The organism is Paenibacillus barcinonensis (assembly GCF_003217495.1).
Lineage (GTDB): Bacteria > Bacillota > Bacilli > Paenibacillales > Paenibacillaceae > Paenibacillus > Paenibacillus barcinonensis.
The window spans coordinates 1-21578 of record NZ_QJSW01000003.1; the positions used below are offsets into that span (position 1 = coordinate 1).

Genomic DNA, 21578 nt, shown 5'->3' on the forward strand with positions numbered 1-21578 from the left:
AGCTACCGTTTCCGGTAGTTGTCCCAAGCTTGAGGGCAGGTTGCCTACGTGTTACTCACCCGTCCGCCGCTAACCATCAGAGAAGCAAGCTTCTCTTCAAGTCCGCTCGACTTGCATGTATTAGGCATGCCGCCAGCGTTCGTCCTGAGCCAGGATCAAACTCTCCAATAAAGATGAATTTCGCAGCATCGTTCAACGCTGTGCAACTCATCGGGGTATTGAAAAGAGCGATAAGCTCATTTTGAATCTGACGATTCTTTTAAAACATAGTTACTATCCATTTGTTCAGTTTTCAAGGAACTTGTTTAACCTGTCTCTCATCAACCTCCGTCAATCAGACAGGAAACTTATCATATCATGTTAACCTGTGTTCTGTCAACATTGTTTTTCGTCATTCTTCCAAGCGTTTCGACTTTCATCTGCTTGAAGCGACAAGAAATAATATATCATGGTGACAAGCATTTGGCAAGCACTTTATTCAACTTTTATCATACTCATGGATATGACTAGAATCCTTCATATTTATTTGAAGTAGGTGATCCAAAAACTTTATAATAAGGTATCTTAAATTAGAGGAAGTATCCTGAGTTCCTACATCCAAAAGCGTTGCTAACCTCACCCTGCACTTTTTTCAATCCTTTCATATTCAGTATGTATCACAACTATCCATGCACATCTCCCTAAATTTTCGTTGTCGGGCTGCAAACTCCATTCCATTTCAATCCATAACGTGAGGTGAATACATATGAAACAATGGTTAAAAACAATCCGCAAAGGATATGGTAAAAAGCTGGTCTCCATTCATGCATGGAATGCGTGGATTGTTGTTATTCTTGCCATCTCTGGTCTCATGTTAATTGGAGGCTTCTGGCGTGAAGCACTGGGCATCGGTCGTGTATGGTTAAAATGGCTGCACATCGCAGTTGGTCTCGCTATGCTTGCCCCCGTAGTGTATTACTTATTTCTGGCCAGCAAGCATTGGAAGCAGCTTCGCAATAAGCCATGGCAAAAGGCAAATACACTTATCGTGCTGGCCCTTCTGATTGGCTGGTTACTTTCAGGTCTCGTCTTGTGGCAGTTCAAGCTTGCTGGCCCGCTTTGGTCCAATGCTGCGCTGCTGATCCATGATCTGCTCACCTGGGTCGGTTTACCTTACATCATCTACCACTCCATCACACGCACCCGATGGTTAAAGGACCCGGCGCGCCGTACAATCCAGATTAATGATTCTCCAATACAGATGCCAGATGTGAAAAAAACGGCCAGCCCCTCCTCCGAAACGGACGAGTCAGTCACACGAAATACACCAGCAGCGATGTCGGCTTTGTATGCGGACAGATCGCTTCATGACCAGGAAGTTCGACCACAAGGTCTGGATGGAAACAGGACAACAACGATCGAAAAGCCACAGCCGGTATATACCCGCCGGGCTTTTATCCGCTCTGCCGTAGGCGTAGGACTTGCGGTGACACTTGGGCCAACCTTCGTATCGTGGGTAGGTAAAAATCTCAAGTTTGATAACAGCATAGACAGCATGCTGGAAAGTGACCCTAATCGGATGGTTCCGTTGCCACAGCCCCTGTCTGCTTCTTCTCCTCCGATTGGCGGCGGAGCCGAAGGGCATTTTCGGGTATACACGGTTACACCAATTCCATCCTTCTCTAATGCAAACTGGTCGTTTCGTATAGATGGACTGGTGGAGCGTGCACAGATCTGGAATTGGGAGCAATTCGTCAAGCTTGCGCGAACTGTGCAGGTCAGCGACTTTCACTGCGTAACAGGATGGTCCGTCTATAAGAATACATGGGAGGGCATCCCGCTGAAGCATTTTCTGGAGAAAGCCGGTGTGAAACCGGGAGCGCACAGCGTCAAGTTTTACTCTGGTGACGGGGTCTACACCGATGCTATTACACTTGAGCAGGCCCGAATGGATGACATTATGATCGCAGTCATGCATGACGGAAAGCCTATTCCTGCGGATCTTGGCGGCCCGGTACGCCTTGTCATTCCACAGATGTACGCCTACAAATCGGTCAAGTGGTTGAACCGTATCGAAATTATTGACAGCGAGCATATTGGCTATTGGGAAGAACGTGGGTACGACAAGGATGCATGGTTATCCGGGGCTTCACAGCGCTTCCCGAATATAAGTGGATCATAAGACGCAAAAACAGAAGGGTGATGTTTCACAAAACTCCTTCTGCGTTATACACAACATAAAGAAGCCTCCAGAAGCACGTATATGACGTGTGTCTGGAGGCTTTCCTGTACTCCTTCATTACGATGGATTCACTCCCGGGTAGGAGCACAAACAAGCTTCGTGTGCTTCATCTGTTACGAATTTAACAAACGTACCAGCTCATCCTCATCCTCGATGGTCGGGATTCCAAGATCACGTGCCTTCGTTAATTTGCTACCTGCCTTCTCTCCGGCAATGACGAGGTCTGTCTTCTTGGATACGCTGCCAGTGACCTTCGCACCAAGTGCTTCAAGCCTTTGTGTTGCCTCTTCACGCGTCAACTGATGGAGTGTACCTGTGAGCACTACCGTTTTGCCGCTGAAGAAGGAGTCCTCTGCCACAACAGCCGGAGCTTCCGGTGCCTGTGCTTTCACGCCCAGATTCAGCATTTTTTCAATTGCCGCCTGGGTGAATGGATCAGCAAAGAAATTAACGATACTCTCCGCTACGATACCACCCACGTCAGGCAGCTCAATCAATTCCTCCACAGTTGCGTTCATGATCGCGTGCAGATCACGGTAATGCTCAGCGAGCATACGTGTAGTTGATTTGCCAGTGTTCGGGATTCCCAGGGAATAGAGGAACGAAGCCAAGTCTCGGTCTTTACTCTGCTCAAGCGCAGCAAGAAGGTTGTTCGCTTTCTTTTCGCCAAACCGCTCCAGCTTCACCAGATCATCAAACTGCAGTGTATATAGATCAGCCGGTTCTCTCACGTTCAATTCATCATAAAGCTGTATGGCTGTTTTCTCACTAAACGTCTCGATATCCATCGCATCCCGTGAAGCAAAATGAGAAATACGAGCTACGGTCTGTGGTTTGCAGGCAAGCTTGTTGTTACAGAACAAGTGCGCTCCGCGCTGCTCCAGCGGGAACCCGCATGCCGGGCAGTTCTCTGGATAGATGATCTCTTCACCATCATTTTCTTCAGTCACTTTGCCGAGAATCTCAGGGATGACGTCGTTGGAGCGGCGGATAAAGACGCGTGAACCCAAAGCAAACTTCAAATTTTTGCGCTCGATATCGCCTACATTGTTCAGGGTGCAGTTCTGCACGGTAACTCCCGCAAGCTCAACAGCCTCTACTCTCGCCAATGGAGTCACTTTGCCGGTTCGACCGACATTCCACACGACTTCGTTCAGCACGGTTGTAGTCTCTTCTGCTTCAAACTTGTAGGCCACCGCCCAGCGTGGGAACTTGTCTGTATAACCCAACACTTCACGAGTCCGCATATCGGTCAGCTTAATTACAGCTCCGTCAATCAGGTAATCGAGCTGTCCACGATTTTCCTGAATGGCTGCAAGCTGCTCCATCACATCATCAAACTCATGGAAGTAGGTGATGGATGGATTCACTTTGAAACGATTCTCACGCAGGAAGTCCATCATCTCCTGATGCGTAGCAAACTGAATGTCGTCCGAATAGCCGATATTATAAAAATAGGCATTTAATCGACGCTCAGCCGTCGTTTTCGGATTCAGATTACGAAGCGCACCTGCTGCTGCATTGCGTGCATTTTTGAGCGGCTCCGCAGCCGTTTCATTGTATTGATTCAGAACAGAGAGGTTCATGATGCCTTCACCCTGCACTTCAATGGTACCGCCAGTATACGGAATTTTGAGCGGAACAGACTTGATCGTTCTGACCTGCGCCAGAATACCTTCACCCACCGTTCCGTTACCGCGCGTAGAAGCCTGCACCAGTTCGCCGTTGGTATATGTGAGGTTCAAGGTGAGTCCATCAAATTTCAATTCAATGACATAACCGGGGTCCGGCAAGGGACTCTCCGGGTTTTTGCTATTGTAGTCATTCACCAGCTTCAGAACACGAGTATTCCAATTGCGCAGCTGCTCGATGTTCTGCGCCTTGTCCAAGCTCCATAGTGGGGATAAATGACGATGCGGGGTGAATCCCTTGAGCAGTTCGCCTCCTACACGTTGTGTCGGAGAATCGGGCAATACCATGCCGCTTTCCTGCTCCAGCGTAACCAGCTCATCATACAGCAGGTCATATTCCTTATCACTGATCTGCGGCTGATCCATCGTATAGTACTGATAATTATGCTGGTTTAGCTCGGTAACGAGTTGCTCCATCCGGTGCATCGGGTCCATATCGGGCCATCCCTCCGTAAATTTAATATATGTAGAACGAACATGCCTATTGCAACAAACGAACCGGGCAGAATCAATCTCTTGGCAGTTCGGTATGATGCAATAGGCCGTTTCATTCTTATTCCACTTTAGTAATCGGGGCAAATCCGGCAAGCAGGCGCTTCACGCCCACCGGAGCCGGGAAAGCAATCTGCAGCTCGGTATCGTTACCGCTGCCTTTGACCGCTACGATGGTACCCGTTCCCCATTTGCCGTGCTGCACTTTGTCTCCTGCCTTGAAGCCTGCCGCACTGTCGGACGAGACAGACTTCGAAGCTGACGTAGGTGCTGCAGAGCCCGGACGAGAGATGCTTGTTGTTACACGTGATGTCGGTCCAGCGGATGCCATTGCGGATGAGCCGCTGCGACTTTGCTGTTCAAACAGCTCGGTAGCACTGGTTGCCCTGCTGCCGAAGTTGCTTCCGCCACTAGCGCCCAAGCCACGTCCACCATACGATCCACCACCTGTGCTGGTGCCACGACGATAACGATCACGTGCGATAGACGTATCTTCCTTCAGTTCATCCGGAATTTCATCGAGGAAACGAGAAGGTGGGTTCGCTGTAGTGCGTCCAAACAAGGTCCGCATCTGCGCGCAGGACAGGAATAGCTGCTCTTCTGCGCGTGTTATACCGACATAAGCCAGACGACGCTCTTCCTCCAGCTCTTCGTTATCCATAAAGGCCCGGCTGTGCGGGAAAACCCCTTCCTCCATACCAATGATGAAGACAACCGGGAACTCCAGACCTTTCGCACTGTGCATGGTCATCAATGTGACCGCATCGCTCTGATCCTCTTCATCATCGTTCATGCTGTCGATGTCTGCAATGAGTGCCAGATCGGTGAGGAACGAAACGAGCGTTTTGTCTTCATTATTTTTCTCAAATTCCATCGTTACCGACAGGAACTCTTCAATATTCTCCAGCCTTGCACGAGATTCAATCGTGTTTTCCTTCTGCATCTCGTCACGATACTGGCTCATCTCCAAAATTTTCTCCGTCAGCTCCGTCACCGAAAGGTATTCGACCATCTGGTGAAGCGCAGCGATCATATCATAGAATTCTACCAACGCATTACGTGTGCGACCCGCAAAACCAAGATCGTCTACCACCTGCAATACACGGAAAATGGAAATCCCACGCTCTCCCGCCGCCGCTGCCAGCTTCGCTACTGTAGTATCCCCGATGCTACGCTTAGGCACATTAATAATTCGGGTCAAGCTGATATCATCATCCGGGTTGGACAACAAACGCAAATAAGCCAGAATGTCCTTGATCTCTTTTCGATCATAGAACTTGATACCGCCGACAATCTGATAAGGAATGTCAGACTTGATGAGAATTTCCTCGATGACCCGGGACTGTGCATTGGTACGATACAAAATCGCGTGTTGCTGATAGGATTTGCCGTTTTTCACATTTTTACTAATCTCCGAGGTTACAAAATACCCTTCGTCATGCTCCGAATCCGCCCGGTATACCTTGATCTTCGAGCCACCTTCTTTGTCCGTCCAAAGCTTCTTCGGCTTGCGGCCTGTATTCAGACCGATTACTTCATTTGCCGCATTCAGAATGTTGGAGGTGGAGCGATAATTCTGCTCAAGCAGAATCGTCTGCGCTTCCGGGTAGTCTTTTTCAAAGTTAAGGATGTTGGTAATGTCCGCTCCACGCCAGCGATAGATCGACTGGTCACTATCCCCCACGACGCAGATGCGGTGATGGCTGTCAGCAAGCATACGGCACAGCATGTACTGTGCACGGTTCGTATCCTGATACTCGTCGACATGAATGTACTGGAATTTTTTCTGATAAAAATCAAGCACTTCCGGCACTTCCTTGAACAGCTGAATCGTCGCCATGATCAGGTCGTCAAAATCGAGCGAGTTGTTGGCTCTTAAACGCTTCTGATACATCGTATATACCTTCGCTACAATGCCTTCGAAATAGTCTCCAGCCTGCTTCTCATATTGCTCCGGGCTGATCAGTTCATTTTTCGCTGTGCTCATCATCGCCTGTACAGCTTTCGGTTCAAACTTCTTCGTATCAATATTCTGATCCTTCATACAGCTGCGAATAACGGATAACTGGTCCGATGAGTCCAGAATGCTGAAGTTGGATGTGAAGCCGATGCGTTCAATGTCTCGGCGCAGAATACGCACACACATGGAGTGGAAAGTGGATACCCAGATGTCACGGCCCTGAGAACCGCCGACAAGCTGGGATACCCGGTCCTGCATCTCCCGAGCTGCTTTATTGGTAAACGTGATCGCCAAAATGCCCCACGGGGGTGCTTTTCGTGTTGCGATCAGATAGGCGATGCGGTGCGTCAGCACCCGGGTTTTACCCGAGCCAGCACCAGCCATAATCAGCAATGGTCCATCGGTTGCCTCCACAGCTTGGCGCTGAGGGGTGTTCAGCCGTGCGATGGCATCATGTATATTTACAGGTTGCATGCATGCATGCTCCTTTCGTTGGTTGATCAGTATAAGGGGCATGGGGTTACACTTGTCACTCCGAGTGCAGTGGCATCTTCCGGTCGCAGTTATTCCCGAATTTTTGAATATAAGATTTATACAATTTGAACTAAAGTAGGTTTACCCGGACACTCCGATGACAGAACAACCTTCCAATCGCTGTTATCCCCAGATTTTTTTAATTCCATTTTGCAAGGGGAAAATCCGGTGATAAAGGCGATCGCTTCGCTTTTCCAGGTTTTTTCTGTCCTCTCCGTTCACGTGTAAATGAATGGTTCAACTTATATAGTGGTAAAAATTCAGGAATAAAGGCGAAAACTTCGTTTTTTCAGATCGCTTCTGCACTCTCCGTTCGCGTGTAAACATAGTCACCTTATACTTATAGTTAGGTAAGAATAACAAGAAAACTGTAGTAGCTTTTCAGTTTTATAATGAAACTTCGTTGTTGCATTACTTCTGAGCTCTGCGATTTTGTATAAACCATAAATCGTAAATACAATTGTGGTAAAAGGTTTAAAATCCCAAGTACGACATTACCTCGTTATAAAGGGCAAAGTTCTATTTTAACAGATTCAAAGAGGAATGTGGGGGGTGGTAAACTAAACCGATCAGGCACTGCCTTTCACGGCTTGTACCGTCTCCAATGCCTGACTTAAATTGCTGTACACGATATTGCCAACAACAACGGTATCGGCAGCTTGAGCCGCTTGTCCTGCTTTCTCGGCTGTATCAATTCCGCCGCCATAAATAAGATGTGCTCGCTCCAGTTGTCTGTGCGTCTCGCTGACCAGCTCCATATCACCAAATGTTCCGCTGTACTCCATATATATAATGGGCAGATTCAGCAACCGTTCTCCAGCCTGAGCATAGGCAGCTGCAGCCGCTGTAGTCAGTTCTGTATCAGCTCCGGTTAACCTCGCCACTGTAGAGTCCGCATGAAGCACAATATACCCTTCGGTAATCAGCAAATCCCACGGAATCAAATAGCCGTAACGTTCGATGGCCTGCTGGTGCTGTCCAATAATCCACTGACTGTCCGTTGTATTGAGCACCATCGGGATCAAATAACCGTCAAACCCGGGCACAACCGCTTCCAGATCGGATACTTCCAGCACACAGGGCAACTCGTAACGACGCACCCTGGACATCAGCTCCACAGTATTATCATACGTAATTCCTGATGAACCGCCGATGATGATCGCATCGGTCCCTGACATGCATACCTGATCGAGTGCATTGTCCGTAATTTCACGGTCCGGGTCGAGCTTAAATACGTGTCTCCACTGCTTAATCATGTCTATCAACGAACATTCCTCCAGAGGTTCTTCTGCATCCTTAAAAGCTTGTAAACTAAGTCTAAGTCAGCGGACAACAGGTGTCAACGTTCGTATAAAAAGGCGAACAGAAAAACACAGACTTTCCCCTGCGTATAACCTCTGAAAAAGTCCGTGTTCTGAATTTTAGTTTTTTGATTTTCTATATATCCGTCCAGCTTTTCTTGATCTCTGCCCTACTGTGTTTAAGGTTTCCAGGCAAATCTGGTGTTCATCTCTTCCATCTCCTGCTCGGTGAGCACATCAGAGTACACCCCGTACACCCCCCACTTCTCATAATTTGCTGCCTGTTGGGTATCGTTAATCGTGTGCACATAGGTAACGGCTCCCGCCTTCTTCAGCCGGGCCACAAAGTTCTGATTCACTTTATACTCAGGCATCGTTACAGCATCAATATCATTATTCTGTACAAACTGCACGACCTGATCCTCTGTATCCTGTGTGGCATACAGCGTGTAAATAATAGAGGGAAAAGGATAAACTTCCTTTACCTTATCCAGCATGGGTTCATTATAAATTTGCACCACGACTCGACTTAAAGCAGAGGAATCGTGTTTCTTCGCTGCATCAACCAGCGATTGAAGCACCTGCTGGATATCTTCGTCCTTTTGCTCCTTGGTATCAGTGACGATGTACATGTCGGGGTACTTGGACAATACGTTCATGATGCCGTCAGCATCCATAGGCTGGTATATGCCCAGAATAGGTGTGTTCATAAATTCATCATGGGTAAGTGCTCCGGTCTGCTTATGTTCAGGCAGCTCTTCATCCTGTCCCAGCATTTTGCTCATATTGGCGGTCCACTCATGCCTGGCGACAGCCACACGGTCGGAGGTCAGCATGAAATCAATTTCAAAGACCCTCGTGCCCTTCTCATAATTGGCGATCATCGCTTCATACGCATTGGTATATGGCTGTTCCCGAATGCTGCCCATCGCATGGGCAATCAAGCGATAGCTCGCAAAGCCGTCACGTCCCTCCTCACTCTGGCTGTCATGGGCCAGAAATAACGTTCCCACCGTAACAAGCAGCAGTGTCAAAACAGCAGCAATCCGTTTCATATGTTGTTCACATCCTTATGTGTCCCATTGCATTCTCATTTTGGTAACTAACTACCCGAATTCGATGAGAACAAAACAAAAAACCGCCCGAAGGCGGTACAACAAATAGTTAATTTTGGCATTAAATATCGTGTTTTTTATGATCAACTGGGCTTTTCATTTGGAATGCTCCACCTTCAACTCTTTTAAATATGCAATCAATGCCTCTCTCCAGTGCCTCATTGGTCGAAGTCCATTGATGCGAATACCCTGATGATCCATCACGGAGTATGCGGGACGTGGAGCAGGACGCGGGAACTGAGCTGTGGTACAAGGCAGGATTCGGGCTGATGTTTCAATCACTCGCTGCCTGTTTGCTTCTTCTGCAATCGCCTGGGCGAATTCGAACCATGTACAGCTCCCCGCATTAGAGACATGATAGATGCCATATTGTTCAGTTAAAGCGAGTTCAGATATCAGTCGTGCAAGATCAACCGTATACGTTGGTGAGCCCTTTTGGTCGTGCACCACTTGCAGCTCCGGTCGCTTTTCCAGCAGCTCGAGCATGGTACTGACAAAGTTACGGCCATGACTGCCAAACACCCAAGAGGTTCGGAGAATAAACCATCGTGTGCTCAGACTCTGAACCAGTAGCTCCCCGGCAAGCTTGGACTTGCCGTATACACTTTGTGGATTGGTAGCATCGTGCTCCTGATAAGGCGTGGCACTCGTCCCGTCAAACACATAATCTGTGCTGATATAGACCAGCTTGGCTTTTACTTTCTCCGCAGCCACCGTCATGTTGCGTGTACCCGCAGCATTGATCGTAAAGGCTGTATCCACATCTGATTCCGCCTGATCTACCGCAGTGTAGGCAGCACAGTGAATAATAATATCAGGCTGATATTCTTCCACCTGCTTCAGGCACTGCCGCTGATCCGTGATATCCATCTGATCCCGATCACAGCCAAGCACGTCATGTCCGGCTGCTTCCAGCATGTTCACAACATCATATCCCAGCTGCCCGGCTGCTCCTGTCACCATAATCCGCTGCTTCATACGTCCGAATCACCCACCTGCTTGCCATACTGGAGCTTCACATCATCCTGATATGCACCAGACTGCACTCTTGCCATCCAATCCTGATGATTTAAGTACCAATTTATCGTCTCTTTAATGCCTGTTTCAAAATGATGAACCGGTTTCCAGCCGAGCTCCGTCTGCAGCTTCGTCGGGTCGATACCGTAGCGCCGATCATGTCCCAGCCGATCCTGTACATACTGAATCAGACTTGCCGGTTTGCCCAGCTGTTCCAGCACCGTTTCAACAATATGAATATTCGTTCGTTCATTGTTGCCGCCGATATTGTATACCTCGCCTGATCTCCCCTGGTGCATGACGAGATCAATGGCACGGCAATGATCCTCCACATAAAGCCAGTCTCGAATATTCAGGCCGTCTCCGTATACAGGGATGGCTTCATTGTTCAATGCACGGGCGATAATGAGCGGAATGAGCTTCTCTGGAAATTGAAATGGACCGTAGTTATTGGAGCAGCGTGTAATGTTCACAGGCAAACCAAAGGTTTCGTGATAAGCTCTGACGAGCAGATCCCCTCCAGCTTTGCTCGCTGAATACGGGCTATTGGGCATCAAAGGTGTTTCTTCTGTAAAAAGCCCTGTCGGTCCAAGAGAACCATACACCTCATCGGTTGAAACCTGTAGAAATTTGGTGATCTGATATTTTTTCGCTGCATCCAGCAGGACCTGTGTACCCATCACATTCGTGCGGACAAAAACATCGGGAGACAGAATGCTGCGATCGACATGAGATTCCGCGGCGAAATTGACCACTACATCAATACCTTGAGCAAAAATGTTCTCCATCTGCTGCACATCTGCTATATCAGCCTGAATGAAAGTATGACGTATATTGGATTCTATCGACTTCAGGTTTTCGAGATTGCCCGCATACGTCAGTGCATCCACGTTGATAATGTCGTAAGTCGGATGCTCTTGAAGCATATATAAAACAAAGTTGCTGCCAATAAAGCCAGCCCCGCCTGTAACCAGTATTTTCATGCTGTCTCTCTCCCTCTGCTAAAATATAGCGCTTATCTGAAAAGTCATTTCTGCCACATTCATGGTTCACTTATTAAAAATTCAGCTCTGCATCTTGAAGCACAGGATGCTTCTGATCCTTATCGGATAAGATCGGTTCCGTTACAGGCCAATCAATCGCAAGCGCGGGATCTTTCCAAAGAATGCCACGGTCATGTTCAGGTGAATAATAAGCATCCACTTTGTAAACCACTTGTGTATCGGGAACCAGTGTGCAGAAGCCATGGGCAAACCCTTGGGGAACTAATAGCTGACGCTGATTGTGCTCGCTGAGTATGACACCCTTCCACTGACCAAAAGTCGGTGAAGCTTTGCGGATATCTACGATGACATCGTACACAGCTCCAGATATCACTCTCACCAGTTTGGTCTGCGCTTTCGGATGAAGCTGATAATGGAGCCCTCGCAGCACTCCCGCCTCTGCCGACAAGGATTGATTATCCTGAATAAAGTTATGATGTATCCCGTGTTGCATTAGAATCTGCTCATTATAACTTTCCATAAAATATCCGCGATGATCTCCATATATCTTCGGCTCCAGTACAGCTGCACCCTTCATAAAAAGCGGAATTACCTTCATGTCATCCCCCCGCTCTGCTCTCTTGCACAGTATTTCTTCATATTGGTTATGTATATGTGAGCAGGATGCCAAGTGTTTGTTCATTCGCCTTAGTACAATAGAAAAGCCCAGCCGAAACGTCATTAGCGACCGGGCTGGGCTGTGGAATTCATAAAATTATTACATGTAGAATGCGATTGCATCCGATATTTGCAAAATGAAAGAACCGGCACGTTTATCGTCTCCCAACGATCCCTTCCAGATACTTGAGCAAATCCTCCCGCAGATCGGGGCGCTGCAATGCATAGTGGATGGACGTTTCGATAAAGCCTAATTTCTCACCCACGTCATGACGCAAACCATCAAAATGATACGCAAGAATCTGGCGCTGTTCATTCAGGCGAGACAGGGCATCGGTCAACTGAATCTCTCCGCCTACGCCGACAGATTGTCTGCCCAATATGTCGAAGATGTCCGGCGTAAGTATATACCGCCCCATAATCGCCAGATTGGAAGGCGAGTCCTCTGTCTTAGGCTTTTCAATCAAGCGATGCGCCCGGAAGACACGTTCATCCGTGGACGTCAGCAGTTCTCCATCCACGATACCGTAACGGGATACCTCGTTCCAATCGACTGGCTGTACGCCGACTATTGGAGACTGAAGCTCATCATAGACTTCAATCATCTGCTGCAAGCAGGGATGATCCGCTTCCACAATGTCGTCCCCTAGCAGGACGGCAAACGGCTCATTACCAATAAACTTGCGCGCACACCAGATGGCGTGACCAAGTCCCTTAGGTTCCTTTTGCCGAATATAATGGATGTCAGCCATCTCGGAAGGTTTGCGTACCTCGTTCAGCAGGTCCCACTTCTGCTTGTCTGCCAGGTTCTGTTCCAGCTCAAAGGAATAGTCAAAATGATCCTCGATCGCCCGCTTCCCTTTACCTGTAACGATGATAATATCTTCAATTCCAGAAGCAACGGCTTCCTCAATAATGTACTGAATAGTGGGCTTGTCCACGATGGGCAGCATTTCTTTCGGCATGGCCTTGGTGGCAGGCAAAAACCGTGTGCCCAGTCCGGCGGCTGGGATGATCGCTTTGCGGATACGTATAGGAAACACTCCTTTGGCTACATAAGTAAGATGAAATTGGGGCTACATGATCAATTCAGTTGGAAAAGCAATGTATTTCTCTATACATTACCACAAAGTAATTGACAATCGTTGTATAAAAAACAGACTTGCACTAAACCATCAACAGCTCGCGTATATCCTGCTCGGACAAAGTCGTTGATCCCCCGTCACCCGGTTCGATCACCTCGGCGATCAGATCCTTCTTGCGCTGCTGCAGCTCCAGAATTTTCTCTTCAATGGTACCCTCCGTGACCAAACGAATGACCTGCACAACCTGCTTCTGCCCCATACGGTGTGCACGACCAATCGCCTGCTCCTCGACCGCAGGATTCCACCACAGATCATACAAAATCACGGTATCTGCTCCCGTCAGATTCAGCCCGGTTCCGCCAGCCTTGAGCGAGATAAGGAACAGCTCCGCTTCTCCCTCGTTAAATCTGCGGCACATGTCCACCCGGCTCTGCGCGGGAGTCTGTCCATCGAGATAAAACAAGCTTTTCCCTTGCGCTGAAAGCGTCTGACGAATGAGACCCAGCATGCTCGCGAACTGGGAGAAGATCAGAATCCGTTTGCCAGCGGCCAGACAATCCTGAACGGTCTCCAGCAGTTGTTCCATCTTCCCGGAATCGCCCTGATAACCCTCCACAAAAAGAGCCGGGTGACAGCATAACTGACGCAGACGAGTGATTCCGGCCAAAATTTTGATTCGGTTCTTCTGAAAGCCATTGTCCTCCATATCCTTCGTTGCTTCATCCTGAAGCTGAGAAAGATAGGCCGCATACAGCTTTTTCTGTTCCACCGTCAGCTCGGAGCGCTGCACCGTCTCGATGCGATCCGGCAGCTCCTCCAGCACGTCTTTTTTCAGGCGGCGCAGAATGAACGGACGCACCATGCGTGAGATGCGTTCTGGCGGCAGATCACGAAACCTTCTGTAGCTCGGAAACAATCCCGGAAATACCGCTTCAAAAATAGACCACAGCTCATCCAGCGAATTCTCCACAGGTGTGCCCGTCAGAGCAAAACGGCGCGGCGCCTGAATCTGCTTGACGGCCTGTGCCGTCTGGGAGGACGCATTTTTGATCGCCTGTGCCTCATCCAGAATCAGGGTATGGAAGGTCCGGCCCAAATACGTATCCAGATCACGCCGCAGCAGCGGGTACGATGTCACAATTACATCCGCCTGGTCCATATCCGCCAGCATGCTGGCACGTTCGTCCTTTTGCCCCGCAGCGATCAATACGTTCAGATGCGGAGCAAACCGCGCAAACTCATTCGCCCAGTTGTAAGTCAATGAAGCAGGAGCTACAACCAGAATCGGCGGATGTGTTGCGCGTGTACGGATCGTTAAGCCCTTCTGCTGTGAAGTGTCGATAACGCTCCTCTCGAGCCGTTCATCGAATAACAGATCGTTAGAGATGTTCCCGTCTGCATCCGTACCTACGCCTAATCCCGCCTGATCAGCCCCGGCCTGTTCATGCTCGTATACAGGCTTCTCCTGTAACGATGCCGTGATATAAGCGATGCTTTGCAGCGTTTTGCCGAGTCCCATATCATCGGCCAAAATGCCGCCAAACCGATAATGTGCAAGTGTCCGAAGCCACTGATACCCGCTAGTCTGATAATCCCGCAGGATGGGTGCAAGCTTCTCTGGCAATGGAAAGTCCATCCGATCAGGGTCACGCAGATCATCCAGGAAACGTTTAAGCGAACCGCCCCATTTTACATGACCGGAGACCTCATCTCTGTGCGGGAGCTGCAAAGCCTTTACCGCAGGCAGACGGATATGGCTGCTCTGGATGTCTCCTGTTTCTAGCCCAAGCGCGTCAGCCATCTGAGCGAAGCTGCTCGCGCTATCATTTTCAAGTGACAGGAAGACGCCGCTTCGCAGGCGGAAGAACGCTTTTTTTTCCACAATACTGCGCATCAGTTCCTGCAATTCCTGCTCATCTACTCCCTCCATCTCGAAGGAAATCTCCAGCCAGTCCAGTCCTCTTCCCAGATCAGCGCGAACCTTCGGCGGTACCGGATAAGTCGGCATCATCGCTTTCACTGCATTTGGCATGTAGATATCAGCCAGCTTCTCCAGCTCGGGCAAAAGGTGATACAACACATCGTAGATCGCGTCCTCACGCTCGCTTGCCCAGACACTGCCCTCACGCTCCAGGAAGGAGTGGTCCAGTCGCTCAATCAGATTACGTTCTTTGAAACGGTCGCGAATCAGAATGACCTTCTTTTCTTCCTCATGGATCAGATACTCGGCCAGCGGGTTAATGACCATCACGCCATAATCCAGCTCCAGACGTGCCGTGATGCGTTCCCGATAAAAGTCGATGTATAGCTTCGGTGATAACTGAGGTTCCGCAATTTGCTCACGCACATGCGAATCAATGGACAGATGCCCCAGCGTCCGCAGTTCCGGCACAACATGCTGTACAAATTCATCTACCTGCTGAGCTGATATATCAATGCTCTCTTTGATTCCATAGGATGTGAGGGCACTGCTAAGGTCCTCCAGACTTCGTATCTGCATCGGCTCCAGCATATAGAGCTGGCCTTCAACCACCGCCGCATCATACGCCGGAAGCAGAATCAGTTCACGTAGTCCCGACACCTCCAGCTGATATCCTTCATTAACCCCTTCTGCAATGCGATAAAATAAGGGCAACGCTCCTTCCGCCAAAGCAAGCGGCCCGTTAGCCAGTCCCGCCCCCTCCATCCGGCTGTCGGCCTGCAAAAGCAGCTCCAGCAGTGGTTTCCAAATAATCGGCGCAATGAGAATATCCCTTCCGTCCGAAGCACCCAAATACCCGGAAATCGACTGACGGTATGCTTCCTCACTCTGTCTCATGCGAATGAGCATGGATAGAATGGCTTGATCCTGCGCATTAAACACATGCAGCAGTGGATCATAATGGAACAGCTTGGTGAAGGACATCGGCTCGCCCTTCTCGACACAGTTCAGAAACTGCTTGACCTTCTGTACAACATAGAGACGTTTATTGCCCACCTTTAATTCAAGCGCAAGCTTGGCTCCTCCGCGGGAAACATGCACCAGCTTGCATATGAACTGAACCTGTAGCTCCTCACGCAGCATGGAGCGAGTGACGGGTGCCGTGTATTTCTGCTCCCGTTCATGTGGCAATCTGCGCTCCTTGGCAAACAAGGACAAAATCTGGTCTGCTGTACGGTAGGACGGTTTATCCGCAGAACGCCCCCAGCCTGAAGCAGAACTCGGACGACCCGCCTGAGCAAAGGGAGAAGGCGATAACGTCTCTGGCCTTTGCCGCTGTAACTCCTCCTGATTGCGTGATGAAGAAGGAAGCGGGAATTCAGATAAAGCCGGCGTTGAACTTGAATAAGGCCGCTCCCACGTCTCTTCCTCGACCAGTGTACCTACTTTCGATGGTGTTCCTTTGCCGCTGGATGGTTCTGGCGTGTCCACGCGTTCATGAATCGCGAGCAGAACAGCGGCAATATGCTTGCAGTAGTCATAATAGTTACCATATGCGGGGCAGTTGCAGTGCGCTTCAATGTCTCCTGCATCATCCAGATCAACCTGCACCTTATATAACTTGCTTCCCCGGACGACTGCATCATAATGACACCCGTCCTCGCTCACCGTCAGCTTGCCAATTCTCCCTGACTGCTTGTATTCTTCACCACGTTTAAATGCCGTAACCCCGCACAGCAATTTGACATCCATTATCGTAAATGGCGCCACGCTTCACACCTCCTTGGCTACCGATACCGCCCTTATAGAAAAAACCCCAAGAGCTCCGTAAAGCAGAGTTTGGGGTTGCTTATTATTTTATTTCACCAGTTGACCGCGGGTAACGCCCAGTTGGTTCGTTGCTTTCAGTGTTTTCCATACTTGTGTACCGCTGATCTCGCCGCGCAGTGCACGGTTGTACAGGTCAATCACTTCCTTCACTTGCTCGGGTGTCTCTTCCAGAAACTCTACACGGTAACGGGATACACCCAGATCCATGAAGTTGGTCAGATACTCGGCACCTGACTGCTCCACAGCATTGTATACGGTGTTACGGCAGCCTTCATCCACACGTACCGGGTGAGACATACCAATTCGGTCTTGCAGGGACGCACGCTTTTCCTCACAAGGACGGCCACAGTTCGTATAGTCTGTGCCTTCACTCATAAACGTACAGTATACACAGTGCTCGGTGTGGAACATCGGCAGATGCTGATGAATAACGACTTCGGTCTGACTTGTACGAGAGTTGCCAAGCAGGTCAACCATCTGCTGAATGTTCAGGTCATATGATGGTGTGATCCAGTCACAACCTGCTTCCAGGAACAGCTCCACTGCCTTGTGATTGGCGATGTTCAAGGAGAAGTCACCGATCAGCTGCGGATGCTTCGCGTCCGGGTTCATTCTCCGGTGACGCAGGTAGAAGTACAACGCACCTGTGTTGCGTACCAGCACCGCATCCGGCTCCAGACGCAAAATGTTGTTGTGATAGCCATTCTCGCCAGGCATGTGAATACGCGGCGTAGCCAGCGCGATTTTGCGACCTGCAGCATGAACAGCTTCCACCGCTGCCGGAAACTGCTTGATGAACTCGAAGTCGGCGTAGATCATGCCGACGCCCGCCTCCAGCGCAGCCTGCACTTGTGGCAGGCTGCGGCACAGCGCGGTCAGCTCGGCTTGACCGCGGGCCACTGGCGATGCCGGTTGTACCGCATCGCTGTACACATCTACCGCCCGCTTCACGAAGACGGGCGGTTTCGGGCGCTCGCCCGCGAGTTGTTCAACCGCCTGACGGCGAATGTTATTCAACTCGCGCATCGGGATGATGACGTCACCGTGCAGGTTGACGTCCAGTTCCTCCAGCTGGAACACGGTGCCGCCGAGACGTCCGAATTGCTCCTCGAGCAATTCATGGGTCATCGGACGTTTCTGGGCAATGTCCAGCTCCATCTCCGAATCCACGCGCACGGTCGTGCCCTTCTGCACATCAGTCCACCATGTGCTGAGCGGCTGGCCAGGGCTGCCGATGACTTTAACCTTGACCGGGAAGACACGATATGGCTTGTCGGTCTCAAAGGTTTGGCGCAGACGTTTGTCGAGCGCAGGGTCATTGGTTTTCCACACCTTGTCGCCCACCTTCACGCGGCGCAAGTCCACATCGCTGCGGCCTGGCACGAGGTCCACGATCCAGCCCTCACCAGCCTCGCCTTCGATCTTCACACCTTTGCGGCGTACATCGTATACCCGTCCACCTTCTTCTTTCTTGGTTGGATCACCTGCATCAAACACAATGCCGTCTCCACGCTTCACAGGTGCGTCCAGCTTCAGCACAACACCGTCACGTAACACTTGGTCTACCCGACCAAGATAAACACCGCGGCTTTTCGGGAATGTACCGTCCACCAGCTGTTTGTTGTTGATGCCATCCAGGAAACCATGTGTGAAACCACGCGAGAAGCTCTGTTGCAGCTCACGAATCTCTTCCTTGCTTGCTCGTGTATTGTCACCGTCAAAATAACGGTCAATGGCCTTGCGGTATTTGCTGACTACGTTCGCCACGTATTCCGGTGTTTTGAGGCGGCCTTCAATTTTGAAAGACGTCACACCTGCTTCAATCAATTCCGGCATGATATCAATAGCTGCCAGATCCTTCGGAGACAACAGGTACGCCACATCGCCCATCGGCTGATGAACACCATCCACCATGAGGTCATATGGCAAACGGCAAGCCTGTGCGCATTCCCCACGGTTCGCAGAGCGTCCGCCCCACATTTCGGAGGTCAGGCACTGACCGGAATAAGATACGCAGAGCGCACCATGCACAAATACTTCCATCGGAAGCTTTGCTTGATCGCCAATCTTTTGAATTTGCTTCAGATTGTTCTCCCGACCCAGTACGACACGTTCCATGTCAAAAGGCTTCGTAAACTCAACCGCTTCAGGCGACGTAATCGTCATCTGTGTGGAACCGTGAATCGGGAAATCCGGCGAGATTTCACGGATCATTTTGACCAGACCCAGATCCTGTACGATGACGGCATCCACACCTGCATCCACACAGGCATCAATCAGTTCCTTGGCATCTTTCAATTCATTCTCAAAAATCAATATATTAAAGGTCAGAAACCCTTTTACGCCATAACTGTGCAGAAACGCCATAATCTCCGGCAACTCGTCCATACGGAAATTGTTCGCGCGTGCGCGTGCATTAAACTTCTCGACCCCGAAGAAAATCGCATCCGCACCGTTGGCTACCGCCGAACGCATGCAATCCCAGTCTCCGGCTGGCGCCAGAAGCTCAACGTCTTCTCTTCGTATTGTTGCTGTTTTCATGTAGATCCTCCCCATACCGGACGATGCCGGTGTTCTTCCCTTCGTACCACTGTCTCGGCACGCCTGCATTGCTGTCAACGTCAAGTATCACAATATCTATACATTATGTCTGTATTGCCTGAAACTCAGGCGTACAGTCTCTCTATTTATGAAATCAGAAGCAATAGCTCCTGAACTAGTATAGTGTACCACTTCTACACCTACTCTTCTACGCTTTCCTGAAAAAACCGTTTATATATAAAAAAACCGGAAGGTCCTCAGACCCTCCGGAACTACTCCACGCTTATTTGATAAAAGTAAATGAGTTCACTGCCTTTTCCAGCATAGCTGTCTGCACCTGCGTACGATTCGCATCGTTCAGCGCCGTTGTAATCGTGTACGTCATTCCATTCTTTTCAAACACAATCTGACGTCCGGTATACAGAATACCCTTGTCCGATTCATGATAGGTGAAGGAGAACGCTGGCACTCCAGCAAAGGTCAGCTCCTCACTGCGAATCAGACTGAAGCTTTTCCGGGTTTTGGCTGCCTCGGCATACGCCTCTCTCAGCTGACTAACCGTCATCTCGATCGACTTGTCCTCCGAAGCCGTGATTGAGAAATTGCCACCCGTAAAGGTGTAGATGACCGGTGAGCTCTCAAACGTATCACTGTAAGGCGTCCAGTAGCGCGGAATATTTACGCTATAGTGGTAACGCTTGGACGTGCGGGTGATGGTCTTCATTTGATCCGTCAAATACGGGTCCTCATCCATCTGACCGAAGTTATCCTTTACCGTGTCGAACTCAATCTCGATGCTCTTCACAATGCGTTCAAACCATGCCCGGTCATGCTTCTGCTCCTCAGGGAAGCTATACTCCACATAATAACGATACCCGTTCTTCTGCAAAAGAACATTAAACTCCGTCTGCCAGCCCGCACCGAAGTTATAACGGAATTCGTTCACCTCGGCGGTTTCACCGTAAATCTCTGTCTTGGAGGAGCCTACCTGTTCGTAACTTTCTGGCGTAAAGGTATCACTCATCCATTTGTGCAGCTGGTCACTCCAGTCTTTGACCGTTGCACCAGCCTTGGCAGAAGTCACGCGCAGCTCCAGATACGCTCCGTCGTCGCCTTCATATACCATGTTTTTGTTATCCATCGACCAGCCCGCAGGAACCATCAAGCCGATACCGTAATCCTCATTCCATACCGCGCGCATGCCTTCTTCTACCGTTGACAGGTCCTTAATCGTGCGATCGGACTGTGCGTAGCTTGGCTCGAAGGAGTTCAGCAGTGAAGCGTGTTTACCCAGATCCTTATAATTCGTTGCTTCATAATCGGCCAAATAAACGTCATATTGGCGACCATCATGAACATACTGACGCAGCTCCCATAACAAACCATCCGTATCCTTGACAACGACGCGTGCATACGGTTTGTTTTTAGCAGCTACAGCCTCACGGTCCAGGACCGTATCTCCCGACTGCTTGGCCACCTGTACAAGCTGTGTAAGCAAGTCGTCCGCATCCAGCGCTACATTCTGGTCACTCACGTACACTTCGAGGTAGTAGCTTTCATCTGCCGCCCCGAAGGTCATCATGCGCTCCTGCTCACTGGATTGCAGCACAAGCAGATCAGACGGGTAATGGATGGACCAGCCATAATAGCTGTTGCCTATCCGTGTTTTACCCTTGTCCAGATCAATGCCGACCTCCTCTGTTCCCTCACCCGCTTGCAGCAAACGAATAACAATCTCTCCCGAGCTGTTCGGAGCCATCGTGGCACCAATTCCAGCGGCAACCGGACGAAGAGGAACCATCAGCACACCATTCACCATTTTGGGCGCTGCCCCCAACTCCACTTTGACGCCATCAATCCAGGCGATAGAGCTGTTCATTGTCATAGCCACTACATGCGGTCCTTGTTTAATTTTGATGACCTCATTTTTCTCCAGACGAATCTCGCTGCCAAATGCCTTCTTGAATACGCCTACAGGAACCATCGTTACCCCTTTAACAATCAGGGGTTTCGTAATATTTTGTTTCTTGCCATTGATAAAAGCACTTGTACTTCCTGCTTTGACCCGCAGCTCGTTCGTAACCAGATCATCCGATGCCCACACCGGCAGAGCTGTTCCCACCAACAGCACCCCTGCCAAAACAGCCGTGCTCAGCACACGTAACCATGACTTCTTCATTCCGTTCCTTCGTCCTCTCTACTTTCGGGT

The 21578-nt window shown here is 49.8% G+C and carries 12 protein-coding genes and 1 rRNA gene; 1 reads left to right on the forward strand and 12 read right to left on the reverse strand.

What is annotated here, in order from left to right; all coding sequences use genetic code 11:
* Positions 1 to 171 (reverse strand): 16S ribosomal RNA (locus DFQ00_RS05915); the annotation flags it as partial.
* Between the two features lie 574 nt (positions 172 to 745).
* Here DFQ00_RS05915 and DFQ00_RS05920 point away from each other — a divergent pair.
* Positions 746 to 2161, forward strand: coding sequence for a molybdopterin-dependent oxidoreductase (locus tag DFQ00_RS05920; protein WP_110895458.1), 1416 nt, complete (start codon positions 746 to 748; stop codon positions 2159 to 2161).
* Between the two features lie 173 nt (positions 2162 to 2334).
* Here DFQ00_RS05920 and ligA read toward each other — a convergent pair whose 3' ends face one another.
* The 11 genes from ligA to DFQ00_RS05975 all read right to left on the reverse strand — a co-directional run bounded on the left by ligA (position 2335) and on the right by DFQ00_RS05975 (position 21548).
* The gene (gene ligA / locus DFQ00_RS05925; RefSeq protein ID WP_110895460.1) at positions 2335 to 4347 is read right to left on the reverse strand and encodes an NAD-dependent DNA ligase LigA; all 2013 of its coding nucleotides are present in this window, start codon (positions 4345 to 4347) and stop codon (positions 2335 to 2337) included.
* A gap of 118 nt (positions 4348 to 4465) precedes the next feature.
* The gene (pcrA, locus tag DFQ00_RS05930; RefSeq protein WP_110895461.1) at positions 4466 to 6838 is read right to left on the reverse strand and encodes a DNA helicase PcrA; all 2373 of its coding nucleotides are present in this window, start codon (positions 6836 to 6838) and stop codon (positions 4466 to 4468) included.
* A 629-nt stretch (positions 6839 to 7467) separates the two neighbouring features.
* Entirely contained in the window at positions 7468 to 8163 is a 696-nt protein-coding gene (gene pcrB, locus DFQ00_RS05935; RefSeq protein ID WP_110895463.1) for a heptaprenylglyceryl phosphate synthase, read from the reverse strand.
* A 215-nt stretch (positions 8164 to 8378) separates the two neighbouring features.
* The gene (locus DFQ00_RS05940) at positions 8379 to 9254 is read right to left on the reverse strand and encodes a phosphatidylinositol-specific phospholipase C/glycerophosphodiester phosphodiesterase family protein (RefSeq protein ID WP_110895465.1); all 876 of its coding nucleotides are present in this window, start codon (positions 9252 to 9254) and stop codon (positions 8379 to 8381) included.
* Between the two features lie 156 nt (positions 9255 to 9410).
* Complete coding sequence (gene rfbD, locus DFQ00_RS05945; protein ID WP_110895467.1) at positions 9411 to 10292, reverse strand: dTDP-4-dehydrorhamnose reductase; 882 nt, start codon at positions 10290 to 10292, stop codon at positions 9411 to 9413.
* The gene (rfbB, locus tag DFQ00_RS05950; RefSeq protein WP_110895469.1) at positions 10289 to 11314 is read right to left on the reverse strand and encodes a dTDP-glucose 4,6-dehydratase; all 1026 of its coding nucleotides are present in this window, start codon (positions 11312 to 11314) and stop codon (positions 10289 to 10291) included. The genes rfbD and rfbB overlap by 4 nt, the downstream gene beginning before the upstream one ends.
* Before the next feature lie 73 nt (positions 11315 to 11387).
* Positions 11388 to 11933 (reverse strand): dTDP-4-dehydrorhamnose 3,5-epimerase, encoded by a 546-nt coding sequence (gene rfbC / locus DFQ00_RS05955; RefSeq protein WP_110895471.1) that lies wholly within the window; start codon positions 11931 to 11933, stop codon positions 11388 to 11390.
* A gap of 214 nt (positions 11934 to 12147) precedes the next feature.
* Positions 12148 to 13026: a UTP--glucose-1-phosphate uridylyltransferase GalU gene (gene galU / locus DFQ00_RS05960; RefSeq protein WP_110895870.1), complete on the reverse strand. Its 879-nt coding sequence runs from the start codon at positions 13024 to 13026 to the stop codon at positions 12148 to 12150.
* A gap of 133 nt (positions 13027 to 13159) precedes the next feature.
* Positions 13160 to 16768 (reverse strand): DEAD/DEAH box helicase, encoded by a 3609-nt coding sequence (locus DFQ00_RS05965; protein ID WP_110895473.1) that lies wholly within the window; start codon positions 16766 to 16768, stop codon positions 13160 to 13162.
* A gap of 87 nt (positions 16769 to 16855) precedes the next feature.
* The gene (locus tag DFQ00_RS05970) at positions 16856 to 19369 is read right to left on the reverse strand and encodes a U32 family peptidase (RefSeq protein WP_110895475.1); all 2514 of its coding nucleotides are present in this window, start codon (positions 19367 to 19369) and stop codon (positions 16856 to 16858) included.
* 283 nt (positions 19370 to 19652) lie between these two features.
* Entirely contained in the window at positions 19653 to 21548 is a 1896-nt protein-coding gene (locus DFQ00_RS05975) for a stalk domain-containing protein (protein ID WP_110895476.1), read from the reverse strand.
* Positions 21549 to 21578 lie beyond the last annotated feature (30 nt).

What these genes read in the sequence shown, in the direction of transcription:
- pcrA (WP_110895461.1), bottom strand. Translation starts at nt 6,838, where the DNA reads ATGCAACCTGTAAATATACATGATGCCATCGCACGGCTGAACACCCCT.
- DFQ00_RS05975 (WP_110895476.1), bottom strand. Translation starts at nt 21,548, where the DNA reads ATGAAGAAGTCATGGTTACGTGTGCTGAGCACGGCTGTTTTGGCAGGG.
- ligA (WP_110895460.1), bottom strand. Translation starts at nt 4,347, where the DNA reads ATGGACCCGATGCACCGGATGGAGCAACTCGTTACCGAGCTAAACCAG.
- rfbB (WP_110895469.1), bottom strand. Translation starts at nt 11,314, where the DNA reads ATGAAAATACTGGTTACAGGCGGGGCTGGCTTTATTGGCAGCAACTTT.
- DFQ00_RS05970 (WP_110895475.1), bottom strand. Translation starts at nt 19,369, where the DNA reads ATGAAAACAGCAACAATACGAAGAGAAGACGTTGAGCTTCTGGCGCCA.
- rfbD (WP_110895467.1), bottom strand. Translation starts at nt 10,292, where the DNA reads ATGAAGCAGCGGATTATGGTGACAGGAGCAGCCGGGCAGCTGGGATAT.
- DFQ00_RS05920 (WP_110895458.1), top strand. Translation starts at nt 746, where the DNA reads ATGAAACAATGGTTAAAAACAATCCGCAAAGGATATGGTAAAAAGCTG.
- DFQ00_RS05940 (WP_110895465.1), bottom strand. Translation starts at nt 9,254, where the DNA reads ATGAAACGGATTGCTGCTGTTTTGACACTGCTGCTTGTTACGGTGGGA.
- rfbC (WP_110895471.1), bottom strand. Translation starts at nt 11,933, where the DNA reads ATGAAGGTAATTCCGCTTTTTATGAAGGGTGCAGCTGTACTGGAGCCG.